We start from the raw sequence: 12025 nt of genomic DNA on the forward strand, positions 1-12025 counted from the left end.
AGAACTTTATTTCATCGGTTTTTCATTGATTTTCACCGTATGTCAAAACATGTCAGTCCGTTTTCAGTCGTTATTCTGCAAAATTCTTCAAATTCCATTCCTTTCAATTGCGCCGCCGCCTCTGCTACGAGACGCACATGAGCAGACTCGTTTCTTTTCCCGCGAAAAGGGTGAGGAGTCAAATATGGGGAATCCGTTTCGACGAGTAATCGGTCATCTGGTATCTTTACAAGCACTTCTTTGGGCTGCTTTGCATTTTTAAACGTAATCGGTCCGCCAAAGGAAAGGTAGAACCCCATGTCCAGACACATTTTTGCAGTCTCCCAGCTGCCGGAGAAGGAATGCATAATCCCACCGACTTCACTCGCCTTCTCTTCACGCAAAATACGAATCACATCTTCATGCGCCTCGCGATTATGAATGACGATGGGCATGTGCAACTCCCGGGCCAGCCCGATCTGCTGACGAAATACACGCTGCTGAACATCCTTCGGTGAAGTATCCCAATGATAGTCGAGACCAATCTCGCCGATGGCGACGACTTTGTCATGCTTGGTGAGCTCGGCAATCCAATCGATATCCTCTGGCTTCATTGTTATGGCATCCACCGGATGCCAGCCTACAGCCGCATATATGAAATCATATTTCTCAGCTAACGCCATTGTTGTAGGAATGGTCTCGCGGTTAAAGCCGACATTGACCATACGTGTAACGCCCTGCTCCACAGCATGAGCGATCATTGCCTCACGATCCTCGTCAAATGCTTCGTTGTCCAAATGGGTATGCGTATCAAATAACACGTCAAATGCGCTCCTTTTAAAATTGTATTGATTACTTTCTCCTTCTTAATTTAAAGAGCTTGTTTCCACTTTCCATCCATCGACCAGTTCTTGGACTCAATTTTTTCGCTGCAGGAACATCCGCTTCACTTCATCCGTGAGCCGATGTTCCACAGCTTGAAGCTTGTCCATCGGGAAATAAATGTAATGATTTCCACGGCGAATGCCGCTGATGGAACGCACAATGTCCGATTTTTTGGACAATTCCATCACTTGGTCATGACCATCCCACAGCAATATGTGCTGCTGCGTCGGTTCGTCTCCCGAGCGATACACATCATACGGATTATCCGAAGGTGAATCGAACATAATGTCGTAGTCCGGATTCAAGCCTGCCGCATGCCATTCACGGCACAGCCATTCAGCATTCAACTCGTCCACTTCAATATACTTGTACAGTTTACGCTCGATGAATCGCTGACACAAGTCGGCGAGAAGCTCATCCGGTTCATTTATCCATTGCATAAAGGCAGTCTGTACAAAAGCCTCATCCAACTGCACATACTGTGTGGTTGTCAACGTCCCTTCAAACAGCGCATCAAGCGGCTCCAAAAAATAGCGGAATGAGTAGCCCTGCAAATAAAGCTCCTTGGCCCGCTTGAAAATGTGCCTCAGCACCATTTCCGAACTGCGTGTAACGGGGTGAAAATAAACCTGCCAATACATTTCATATCGTGAGAGCAAGTAATGCTCTACCGCATGCATACCGCTTTCCTTCACGACGATCCGATCTTTATATGGACGTACGAGCCGCAGTATACGGTCAATATCAAAAGTGCCGTAATTGACACCCGTAAAATAGGCGTCCCGAAGCAAATAATCCATACGATCCGCATCAAGCGGACCAGACACCAAATTGACGACAATCGGATAAGCATACGTCTTGCAAATGACCGCAGCTACCTGCTCTGGCAATGCTGGATCAATTTGCTGCAGCACTTGGTGAATTTCAGAATCTTCCAATATAATACGGCATGTCCAATCTTCGTGGAACATGCCGAACGCCTCTTCAATGGAATGGGAAAACGGCCCGTGCCCTACATCATGGAGCAAGGCGGCACATAACGCGACGAGCCGTTGTTCCTGTGGCCAATCCTCATAGCCATTGCGTTCGAATTGGGAAATGATGCGGCGTGTGATTTCATATACACCGAGTGAGTGGGAAAATCGGCTATGCTCTGCCCCGTGAAACGTCAAGTATGACGTACCGAGCTGGCGAATGCGGCGCAGCCGCTGAAATTCTTTCGTATTAATGAGATCCCAGATCGTGCGATCCTGAACATGCACGTAATTGTGAACCGGGTCTTTAAATACCTTTTCTTCTTTTAACATGGGACTTCACTCCCCTCTGAGCATATTTAAACAGCTTGCAAAGATTATTAGAGGTTTGCATTATTAGTTTATTCGACATCGTTTTTAAAATCGATGATGTTGTCGAAAAGGTTTTGTTTATTCGCGTTTCCCTTTATTTCCTAACAAAAAACACCATCTAAGTGCAAATGTGAGTAGTAAATCGTAAAAAATAGTTAAATTTCAGTTAAAAAAATGCTAAAAACCATAAATTAGCACGATATCTACGAATTTTACAGGTTGACTAATTTGGGAATGGTTGGTACGATAATAAACAGCCAAATTAGAAATTTGTCGAATTGTGACTTATTATGTAATTAAAGAGGAGAGCGTTAAACTATGATGAAGTCCACTGGTATCGTTCGTAAAGTTGATGAACTGGGTCGTGTCGTCATTCCAATCGAGCTTCGCCGCACCCTTGGAATCGGTGAAAAAGATGCGCTGGAAATTTACGTGGATGGAGAGCGCATCATGCTGAAAAAATATGAGCCTGCATGCATCTTCTGCGGCAATGCTGAAAACGTTACATACTTTAAAGGAAAAATTGTTTGTCACGAATGTATTTCGGAAATTCCTCAACCTGTGACAAAATAAGAAAAATAGTATATAATAGCACTAATCACACATGTTAATTCTAACCTTTTTCATATCTTCCTTGATGCCCTCATGGTTATTGAACCCAACCATGAGGGTCTTTTTTTTGTTGTGGGGCGCGGGTTTCACGCCCTTTCAGGACTTCATCATGCCCGCTTCTCTCTAATGATTACGTTGGTGACAGGATGAAGTTACCACAACCTTCTTGTCTCCATTCAGTCCTGCCCACCCATTTTTTTTATAAAATTTGTTCTATTCAGCATTTATTTTATTTCTAATCACCTTGTCTTTCCTTTTCCATTTGCAGCAAAGCTTGATAAATATCCCGTCTCGAGACGCCGCGATCTTTGGCAGCCAGCTTCATCGCATCTTTACGGGAAATATGTTGCTCCCTTTCGTAATGCGCTACGTGCTCTTCTTCACTTAGTGGCTGCCACCAAGCCTGGCTGGCCTCCGCTGCAGCTGTCTCGTCTTCGCTTGCCCCTTCAACCACGAGGCAGCACTCGCCAAGCGGCGGATGCTCCAGTACGTAAGCAAGACATTCGCTTACATTGCCACGGACGAAGTGCTCATAGCGCTTCGTTAACTCACGGGCCAGCGTCATGCGTCGGTTCGCACCGAACGTATTCACGATACGTTCAAGTGTCTTTGCGACGCGGTGCGGCGACTCATAGAAGAGAAGCGTGCCAGCCTCTGCCGTAAGTGACGCCAGCATCAACTCGGCGCGTTTCCTATCGCGGGGCAGAAAGCCTGCGAACGTGAACCGTTCGGTCGGCAGCCCCGATGCGATGAGCGCTGAGAGTGCGGCGTTGGGGCCGGGAATCGGAATGACGGGAAGCTCGGCTTCTATCGTCATCCGGACCAGATCGGCTCCCGGGTCAGATATGGCTGGCAGACCGGCGTCGCTCACGAGGGCGATACGCTTCCCTTCCTGCATGATCCTCACCAGCTCCGGGCCGCTGGCCTGCTTATTATGCTCATGGTAGCTGTACAACGTCTTCCCATGAATCTCAAAATGGCTGAGGAGCTTTCGCGTCTCGCGCGTATCCTCCGCGGCAATAATATCCGCTTCTGTCAGCGTCCGTACGGCACGGTACGTCATATCCTCCAGATTGCCGATCGGCGTTCCGACTAAATAGAGCGCTCCACTTCTGTCGGAGGCGTCTTGATAACTATATTGTTCCGTTATGTTCATGTTATCCATCCTTCAACTGCGATGCTTGGTCATAATAAATGTCCATTAATTCCTCACAGTACTCATTTCCTTCATTATATACGATTAGCGGCGGCAGCAACCGCACATCCGGCTTGCCGTCCCGAGCCGCTTCGATTAGCACCATATTGGCTTCCGTGCCTGCTCGCGGGTGAACAAAGCGAATTCGCTTTGGTTCAAGCCGATACTGCCGCATGAGCGCTATCATGTCCGTCAAGCGGGAAGGCCTATGCACCATCGCCATTTTTCCGCCCGTCCTTAGCAACCTCGAGCATGTGCGGATAACATCTTCCAACGTACATGCCACTTCGTGGCGGGCCAGCGCCTGATGCTTATTCACCTTCGTATCACCCGTCTGAATCGGCATGTATGGCGGATTGACGGTCACGAGCTCGTAATACGGACGTTCCGGCCGCGGCTGAAACGTTTTTAAATCGCCTTCCATTATCGTCACCCGCTCCTGCAATCCATTCAGTTGCACACTGCGGCTTGCCATCTCAGCTAATCGCGGCTGAATTTCTAAGCCGTCGATGTCCGCTTTGGTCCGTGTCGATAGCAACAATGGAACTACACCGTTGCCCGTACACAAATCCATAATTCGCCCGCGTGCCGGAACAGTCGCAAACCGTGCCAGCAGCACGGCATCCATGGAAAAGCTAAACACTTCGGAGCTTTGAATGATTCTCAACTCATGTGTCAGTAAATCATCAATCCGTTCCGAAGGCTGAAGCTCCACCGTCTCGCTCATTTTTTTCATAACTCCCCTACCTTTACCTGCATCCATACTTTGGCCAGTCGTCCCACCCCTTTAGATATGAAGAAGCCGTAGGCGGGGGAACTTATCCGTTCCCGCTCACCTACGGCCGCGGTTATTTATTTAGGAAGGACAGACAGAACAAACAATCGCCTTCCGTCCGCAAATGTCCGTAATACACGTTGCAAATGTGAAACCCTTCATGGTACAGCCGCGCTAAATTGTCGTAACCTTCGCCAACCACATTTTCCTTGGCCTCGCTAAAAAGATCAGGATCGTCGGCTGCGGGTACTGACTCCCCCTCTGCTTCCGGCAAGGCTTCCAAATGTTCATGGTGTTCGTGGTGCAGCACTTTGCGCAATTGCTGATTCTCCATCCACAAGCGTTGATTCTCTTCCAGCAGTTCTTTGACGACGAGTTTCAGCGCACCAAGCTCTTGATGAAGGTCTCCCATATGCGTTTCCAATTCATGAATCTGCGCAAAAATGTCTTTCTTCTCCAAGTTCCCACCCCAGAGCGTGAAAAAGTCCGCCACATTATTTTACAACAACGTCGTCAAAAGGAAGCTCTTTGACCTTGCTTATCTCAGCCAGCTGAACATGCACCTTTCGCTCGCCAGCATTGATGCCGACAACTTTGCCTTCTCCGTACGACGTGACAACCCATTTTCCTACCGTCGGAAGTTCTTCCTTGGCGCTTTCGTAATTGTCATGCTCGTACTTCAGACAGCACATCAAACGACCGCACAAACCGGATATTTTGGTAGGATTCAACGATAAGTTCTGGTCTTTTGCCATTTTTATAGATACCGGTTCAAAATCACCTAACCATGAGGAGCAGCATAATACCCGTCCGCATGGGCCGATACCGCCCAGCATCTTCGCTTCATCCCGTACCCCGATTTGTCGAAGTTCAATCCGAGTGCGGAATACGCTGGCCAAATCCTTTACCAGCTCACGAAAATCTACGCGGCCTTCTGCCGTAAAGTAAAAGATAATTTTGTTCCGGTCAAACGTATACTCTACATCCACCAGCTTCATCTTTAATTGATGAGCCCGTATCTTCTCAATACAGGTGGTAAAGGCATCCTTAGCTGCTTGACGATTCGATTCCACCAAAGAAGCATCTGCTTCATTGGCGATACGAATTACCTTCTTTAAGGGAAGCACTACATCGTTCTCGCCGACGATCTTCGGACCGATGACGACTTTGCCGTACTCGATGCCGCGCGCCGTTTCGACGATCACATGCTGGTCCCTTTGGACCGGCCACTCGACCGGGTCGAAATAATAAATTTTGCCCGCTCTTTTAAAACGGACGCCGACTACATTATACAATCAAGTACCTCCTTGCATCCCAACCAGAAACTGCTCGAACGCAAGCTGCGGACTTACATTGGCGCGTACCCGCTTCTGCGCCTCTGTCGCCGCATCCATGCACCGAATCCACCCTTCAGCCGATTTCGTCCAGGCCAACTTGCCTATCGCATCAAGCTGATCTCGAAAGACGAGGCTGTCCTGCCGGTTGTATTGGTAGTTCAACATATCTCGAAACCAGAGATGGAACAAACGAAACAGCATGTCCGCATGCTCTGCAAGCTCGGTCTTGAACACCTTCTGCTGTGCCATAAGAAGCGCGGAAGACAATCGCGTTCCGCACTCCTTTCCTAATTGTAACATTACGTTTCTTAGTTCTGCAAACCAATTCTGTTGGCACAGCTGTATGCCTGCATCCAATCCGTTCACGACGTGAACGGCGGCGCGCGCTAACACAGCTGGACATCCTTGTTTTATCAATTCGCTGCAGATTATTTGCGGATCTTGCGGGGTAAAAGGTACCCCTTGCGAACGGGACTGAATGGTAGGGAGCATAGCTTGACCATTTTCTGTAATAAGAATCGCAGTAATCGGACTCGTCGGCTCCTCCAAAAATTTAAGCAGGCTGTTGGCCGCTTGCACAGTCATACTCTCCGCCTGCTCTATAATATACACCTTGCGCCCAGCCGCATGGGTGCGATAAGAGAACTCTCGCTGAAGCTCTCTAATTTGGTCGATTTTAATACTCTGACCTTCGGGTGAGATCACTTGCACATCTGGATGATTGCCATGCTCTATTTTCCGGCAAGACAGGCATTCATCGCAAGCATCATCCTGCAGCCGTTCGCAGAACAGTGCTTTCGTAAACGTAAAAGCCGCCCCAAGCTTCCCCGTACCTTTCGGACCGCTGAACAAATATGCATGTGAGACCTTACCCGAACGCAGACCATTCTGCAATATTTTCTTAGCTCGTTCTTGCCCTAATATGTGTTCAAACGACATCGCCTTGTAATCCTTCCTATCAATAAGTGTTCAAAAGGGGACTTTTTGAACTACCTCTATAAAAACATATGTTGGATATCCAGATTCAGTAGCATAAATTGATCAGCATGCCACGGATTTCTCCGACTTTTTGCAAGAGCTCTATTTTGCCCTGCTCGGTCTCCAACAATTCCTCCGCTAATGCAATCAACGCTTCATCAATTTCATCCACGAGTTTATACCGTTTGTTCCGTCCCCGGCGATCCCAGCCGCGCGCGTCGCGGATCTTCATCCCCTGACGAACCGTATCTTCCAAGAACCGCTTCACCAACGTCCGATACTGGCGCAACTCTCTTACTGTCATCGACTTGGCGAGACGCTCACCTTGCCGGTAAATATCCTGCAGCCGCTGCTGCAGTTCCTCACCGCTGGAGCGCTCGTGGCTATGATGCATCATGTCTGCGAACGATTTGTGCTGAATCGGCTTGGTTATAGATTCGCCCATGCGGACGTCTTGACCTAGTGGACGATATCCGGGATTGATTTTCACTTCATATCACCTGCAATCAATGGTCTAGAATTGCTCAAATCGTTCAACCGGCAATACGAACACAGTCGCTCCGCCAACCTGCACCTCTACAGGCAAAGGCATATACGAATCCGTCGTGCCGCTAAGTGGTGTTACTGGCGTTACCAATTGATCTCTTACTTTACAGTTGTTGCGGATGACATTCAGGACGGCACCAACTTGATCATCATCGACACCGATCATGAACGTCGTATTGCCCGCTCGCAAAAATCCACCTGTACTCGCCAGCTTTGTTGCACGAAAGTTCGCTTTGACTAATGCACCGGAAAGACGATTGCTATCTTTGTCCTGTACGATGGCTACAATCATTTTCATGCCTGTCATCCTCCTTATAGTTCGTGTTCAAAAAGGCCGCTTTTCAGCAACGACCGAATCAATTCTTGAAATACTTCGTGATCAAAAGTGTGCTTTTTGAACAACCTCTTATAATTCAATTCAAGTAGTGATTGTTTATTCCTACTTACTTACACGTTCGTACCATGAAATCCTGCGTTCGTTCATATAAAATGTCGAACATTTGGCTCATAATGCACTCACTCGACTGATTGGCATCGATGCGGACGATGCGCTCTTCATGAAGCTCTGCCAATTGAACATATCCTTCGCGCACCGCTTGATGAAATGCAAGCTGCTCTTGATCGAGCCGATTGAATTCACGCGTATGGTTCGCTGCAATTCGGCCAAGTCCGATCTCTGGCTCGATATCGAGCCAGAACGTCACGTCCGGCATCGTGTCATGAATGGCAAAACGGTTAATTTCCCACACCGCTTCCATGCCTAAGCCGCGCGCATGTCCCTGATAAGCAAGACTGCTGTCTACGAAGCGATCGCATAATACGACAGCCCCCTTCTCTAGTGCTGGAATTACCTTCTCGACCAGATGCTGGCGTCGGGCTGCCGCATACAGCAGCGCTTCCGTGCGCGCATCCATCGTCGTATGAGACGGGTCAAGAATAATATGGCGAATCTGTTCCGCAATCGGAATGCCTCCGGGTTCACGGGTTACGACCACATCAAGTCCGCGGGTATTAAGGTACTCCGTAAGCTGCTGTATCGCGGTCGTCTTTCCTGCGCCCTCCCCGCCTTCAAGTGTAATGAACCAGCCAGGACGTTGTCTATCTGTCATCTCAGTTCCCCTTTTCCCATCTGATCCTTCGTTACATATACTTTAATCGTCTGCAAGCTGTAATCCTCTGCATCGTGACACTTCGCCCCAGCTGCAGCAAGCTTCGCCAGCTCATTCACAGCCGCTGCTGTGATGGTTTCACCACGATATAGGAGCGGAATGCCTGGCGGATACGGGATAACGGCTTCTGCAGCCACCATGCCTGCCGCCTCTTGCAGCAGAACTTGCTGCGTGGTGCCGACATTGGCTTCATAGATAGAAAAAGGAACCGGCTCAGAATGAGGCCGAGACGACGTCAAGCTTCCAATTGACTGGGTGATCGCCTGTGTACCAATACCATCATATGAAGGTTTATTACCCATTGACACCGCGATCGATTGCAATGCATTAATTAAGCGTCTCGCATCCTGCAGCGTGCTGCCCAAGGTGAATACGAATACGACGTGTCGAAGGTCAGCCATCTCAGCGACACAGCCGTATTCCGCAAGCTTTGCTAGCAGGTCGTATCCGCTGATGCAATCGTCTTTCTCCCGAATAACCACTTTCATTGGATCCAGATTGTCAAAGGCCGAAAAATCGTTGCTTTCGCTTGGATCGCTCTGTTCAACTGATACGCAAGGCTCTTGCTTGACCAGCAGTTCGAACCTCGGCAGTTGATGCATCTGTTCGCGCAGCCACATTGCGGCTGTCAGCCCTTGCTCGAAGGCTTGCGCCCCTTTAACGTCAATCCATTGGCGGCTAACGTCTAACGAAGCCATTAGCGGATAGGAAGGGCTCGAACTCTGCAGCATTGTCAGCAGTTGCTTCAACCGCTTCCTTGCCACGTAAGGCCCTTGCACATGCAGCATAGCGCTCATCGTCATGCCACTCAGCATCTTATGCGTAGATTGCACGACACCGTCTGCCCCCATCGCTAAGGCCGATTCGGGAAGAGACGGATGCAGTCCATAATGGGCCCCATGGGCCTCATCCACGATGAGCGGTATCCCATGTCGGTGTGCAGCCTGAGCAAACGGCCGCAAATCGATGCCCATGCCGTAGTAATTCGGATTGGTCAAGAATACAGCCTTCGCCTCAGGGTATTCTTGCAGAGCCCCCGCTAAGACATCAATATGTGGTGTGGTAGCCAATCCGCTGACCTTATCTATCCTTGGAGTAAGAAATACGGCCCGCGCCCCGGCCATCATTAAGGCGTGGAGGACCGATTTGTGCACATTCCGCTGTACAAGAATGAGATCCCCCGGTTGACTGCAGCAGCTCATAAGAAGCGCCATATTACCTACCGTGCTTCCTCCTACGAGAAAATGCGTTTCTTCAGCGCCGAAGCAATGAGCCGCTAACTGCTGAGCCTCTGCAATGACCCCCATCGGATGGTGGAGATCATCCGTCCCTTCAATTTCAGTTACATCGATAGCTAACAGCTGTGCCAGACGATGCAGCAGTTCCTGTTGCTCTCCCACGGTTTCTTGCACAGCTTGCTTGTACACCGCCCCGTTTTTGTGTCCGGGAACATGGAACGAGGTGCGTTTCTCACTTATATAATGAAGCAAAGCCTCCGCTAAGGGGGCCCTAACGTCAAAAAGTCGATTTTCAGATTGTTGTTCACTTCGGTTCATGCCGATATGCCCCTTTACGTGTGCCATTCTAGCTTGCCTGTACTTTAAGTGCGTGTTCAAAAAGACCACTCTTCAGCATCGAGAAGTACAAGTTTTTGCAGTAAAAATACATCGGAAGCAAGCTCTTCAAGAATGAATGCAAGATTCGTTGTCGAAATACTACCAGATAATCTTCGTGATGAGAAAACCTCTATCGAGGCCTTAATGGTCAAAAGGGGACTTTTTGAACAACCTCTTTAATTGTAGCTTATATTAAGCTTAGCTTCATCCTTTATCCTAACCAAATAGCAAAAAAGAGCCCAGTAGTTGAGCTCTCATCCTATGACCTTATGCATTAATGTGCACCCACAAACGTTTTAAACGATGAATGAAAAAAGAATATTTTTTGTCCTGCACATCGGTCTTGACCATCTCCTGCTCACAGGAGGTACAAATGAACTGATTGACGACCGTAATGCCGTCATTCGTCGCTTCACCACACACAATGCAGTGTGTCTCCTGACTTTCCATGGCAATCCCACCTTTGGACGTTTTATAGCTAGTATGCCCCATACTCTATGGATTTATACCAGTTTCATAGTTGCTTTCATAACTTTTTTTAATGAGTGTGACCTAAATATGCTGAGTATTCCCCTGTACTTGACCTAATTACATGCGTGAAACACTATCATTGTTCGTGATATGACGGGTTGCGGTCAGTTCTACAAGGTAAGTTTATGAGCAAACGACTGTATTGGTGTCTGTACGTTCTATGCATATATGCAGCGCATGTGTCCTTTTTCTATGGACAGTGTATCCCTTTGCTTTTTCACAGCTATTCTACATTTTCATAGGTAATATTCCGATATATAACCTATTCCTCAAGATGACGAAAGGGATGAAACGTACGATGACCTTATTAAACAATGATCGAACCTTTTATCATTATCAACTCTTGAAAAAGGTCCGGTTTGTTCGTGCTTTTTCAATTTGTTATCTCTTACTGGCCGCGATATCACTCTTAGCGGCAATATATATGAGCGGTGTGATCGGCATTGCATATGTAGTTACTTCATGGATTGTTATCGGATGGGTTCATTACGTTACTGGAAGATCTGTCTTCGTCATTGACCGTTATTCGTATAAAGGAAGATGGACGTGGAGATGGCGAATCCCATGGATAGGCTTTCTGCCGCAAGAACAGCAATTTATTAGTCATCGGTATTGGTCAAAAATATTGTGGCACACTACTTTCATTACGTTCATCGTCATCGGTATCATCAGTCCTTGGCTTCCTATGGGGCTCACACTGCAACTCGTGTTTTGGCATTTATGGTTAATGGTCCCCCGCATATTCGGTACCTTATCTGCTCTTGCCGAAGGAAAAAATGGCTTAGTAAAGCTGAATGAGTCCGATCTTTCTGTATATAAAGCGTAACAAGTTAAGACACCCGGTTCCGGGTGTTTTTTTACCTTCTATATTCTCACCTAAAAAACATATATAAACAAAAAAAGCCCACCAATGAGAATCATCAGTGGGCTTTGTCTGCTTGGCAACGTCCTACTCTCCCGGGACCCTGCGGTCCAAGTACCATCGGCGCTGGAGGGCTTAACGGTCGTGTTCGGGATGGGTACGCGTGGAACCCCTCCGCTATCGCCACCAAACAG

14 protein-coding genes and 1 rRNA gene are annotated in these 12025 nt (G+C 48.1%); 2 read left to right on the plus strand and 13 right to left on the minus strand.

The features are described from left to right. Positions 1–32: 32 nt before the first annotated feature. The gene (locus tag M3650_RS28105) at positions 33–800 is read right to left on the minus strand and encodes a TatD family hydrolase (protein ID WP_233698601.1); all 768 of its coding nucleotides are present in this window, start codon (positions 798–800) and stop codon (positions 33–35) included. A 96-nt stretch (positions 801–896) separates the two neighbouring features. Beyond that, the gene (locus tag M3650_RS28110) at positions 897–2171 is read right to left on the minus strand and encodes an HD domain-containing protein (protein ID WP_251579502.1); all 1275 of its coding nucleotides are present in this window, start codon (positions 2169–2171) and stop codon (positions 897–899) included. A gap of 357 nt (positions 2172–2528) precedes the next feature. Here M3650_RS28110 and M3650_RS28115 point away from each other — a divergent pair, with 357 nt between their 5' ends. Next, the gene (locus M3650_RS28115) at positions 2529–2783 is read left to right on the plus strand and encodes an AbrB/MazE/SpoVT family DNA-binding domain-containing protein (protein WP_005545514.1); all 255 of its coding nucleotides are present in this window, start codon (positions 2529–2531) and stop codon (positions 2781–2783) included. Between the two features lie 274 nt (positions 2784–3057). Here the strand turns inward: M3650_RS28115 and rsmI are convergent, their stop codons facing one another. The 10 genes from rsmI to M3650_RS28165 all read right to left on the minus strand — a co-directional run bounded on the left by rsmI (position 3058) and on the right by M3650_RS28165 (position 10888). Beyond that, complete coding sequence (gene rsmI / locus M3650_RS28120; RefSeq protein ID WP_251579503.1) at positions 3058–3978, minus strand: 16S rRNA (cytidine(1402)-2'-O)-methyltransferase; 921 nt, start codon at positions 3976–3978, stop codon at positions 3058–3060. A 1-nt stretch (position 3979) separates the two neighbouring features. Beyond that, positions 3980–4744 carry a tRNA1(Val) (adenine(37)-N6)-methyltransferase gene (locus M3650_RS28125; protein ID WP_483311797.1) on the minus strand — a complete coding sequence of 255 codons (765 nt, stop codon included), beginning with the start codon at positions 4742–4744 and terminating at the stop codon, positions 3980–3982. A 121-nt stretch (positions 4745–4865) separates the two neighbouring features. Continuing rightward, on the minus strand, positions 4866–5252 hold the full coding sequence (gene yabA, locus M3650_RS28130; RefSeq protein WP_019420269.1) for a DNA replication initiation control protein YabA: 387 nt from the start codon (positions 5250–5252) through the stop codon (positions 4866–4868). 34 nt (positions 5253–5286) lie between these two features. Further along, positions 5287–6087 (minus strand): PSP1 domain-containing protein, encoded by an 801-nt coding sequence (locus tag M3650_RS28135; protein WP_019420268.1) that lies wholly within the window; start codon positions 6085–6087, stop codon positions 5287–5289. Further along, on the minus strand, positions 6088–7068 hold the full coding sequence (gene holB / locus M3650_RS28140) for a DNA polymerase III subunit delta' (RefSeq protein WP_251579507.1): 981 nt from the start codon (positions 7066–7068) through the stop codon (positions 6088–6090). It lies immediately after the preceding gene. A gap of 85 nt (positions 7069–7153) precedes the next feature. Beyond that, a complete protein-coding gene (locus tag M3650_RS28145) occupies positions 7154–7597 on the minus strand; it encodes a YaaR family protein (RefSeq protein WP_251579509.1) in 444 nt (147 codons plus the stop codon). A gap of 24 nt (positions 7598–7621) precedes the next feature. Beyond that, on the minus strand, positions 7622–7951 hold the full coding sequence (locus tag M3650_RS28150; RefSeq protein WP_019420265.1) for a cyclic-di-AMP receptor: 330 nt from the start codon (positions 7949–7951) through the stop codon (positions 7622–7624). A gap of 145 nt (positions 7952–8096) precedes the next feature. Beyond that, positions 8097–8762, minus strand: a complete 666-nt coding sequence (gene tmk, locus M3650_RS28155) for a dTMP kinase (RefSeq protein WP_019420264.1) — start codon at positions 8760–8762, stop codon at positions 8097–8099. Then, a complete protein-coding gene (locus tag M3650_RS28160; protein WP_251579511.1) occupies positions 8759–10378 on the minus strand; it encodes an aminotransferase class I/II-fold pyridoxal phosphate-dependent enzyme in 1620 nt (539 codons plus the stop codon). The genes tmk and M3650_RS28160 overlap by 4 nt, the downstream gene beginning before the upstream one ends. Before the next feature lie 327 nt (positions 10379–10705). Then, a complete protein-coding gene (locus M3650_RS28165) occupies positions 10706–10888 on the minus strand; it encodes a sigma factor G inhibitor Gin (RefSeq protein WP_233698607.1) in 183 nt (60 codons plus the stop codon). 505 nt (positions 10889–11393) lie between these two features. Between M3650_RS28165 and M3650_RS28170 the strand changes: the two genes are divergently transcribed. Further along, complete coding sequence (locus M3650_RS28170; RefSeq protein WP_251579513.1) at positions 11394–11795, plus strand: hypothetical protein; 402 nt, start codon at positions 11394–11396, stop codon at positions 11793–11795. A gap of 110 nt (positions 11796–11905) precedes the next feature. On the opposite strand, the gene rrf is transcribed toward M3650_RS28170, so the two are convergent. Further along, positions 11906–12022: ribosomal RNA gene (rrf, locus tag M3650_RS28175) — 5S ribosomal RNA — on the minus strand. Positions 12023–12025 lie beyond the last annotated feature (3 nt).

Origin of the sequence: Paenibacillus sp. MER TA 81-3 (assembly GCF_023713585.1) — a bacterium.
GTDB lineage: Bacteria > Bacillota > Bacilli > Paenibacillales > Paenibacillaceae > Paenibacillus_B > Paenibacillus_B profundus.

Coding starts and splice junctions, on each gene's coding strand:
- M3650_RS28160 (WP_251579511.1), bottom strand. CDS start 10,378: ATGAACCGAAGTGAACAACAATCTGAAAATCGACTTTTTGACGTTAGG.
- M3650_RS28125 (WP_483311797.1), bottom strand. CDS start 4,744: ATGAGCGAGACGGTGGAGCTTCAGCCTTCGGAACGGATTGATGATTTA.
- M3650_RS28150 (WP_019420265.1), bottom strand. CDS start 7,951: ATGAAAATGATTGTAGCCATCGTACAGGACAAAGATAGCAATCGTCTT.
- holB (WP_251579507.1), bottom strand. CDS start 7,068: ATGTCGTTTGAACACATATTAGGGCAAGAACGAGCTAAGAAAATATTG.
- tmk (WP_019420264.1), bottom strand. CDS start 8,762: ATGACAGATAGACAACGTCCTGGCTGGTTCATTACACTTGAAGGCGGG.
- M3650_RS28110 (WP_251579502.1), bottom strand. CDS start 2,171: ATGTTAAAAGAAGAAAAGGTATTTAAAGACCCGGTTCACAATTACGTG.
- rsmI (WP_251579503.1), bottom strand. CDS start 3,978: ATGAACATAACGGAACAATATAGTTATCAAGACGCCTCCGACAGAAGT.
- M3650_RS28115 (WP_005545514.1), top strand. CDS start 2,529: ATGATGAAGTCCACTGGTATCGTTCGTAAAGTTGATGAACTGGGTCGT.
- M3650_RS28170 (WP_251579513.1), top strand. CDS start 11,394: ATGAGCGGTGTGATCGGCATTGCATATGTAGTTACTTCATGGATTGTT.
- M3650_RS28165 (WP_233698607.1), bottom strand. CDS start 10,888: ATGGAAAGTCAGGAGACACACTGCATTGTGTGTGGTGAAGCGACGAAT.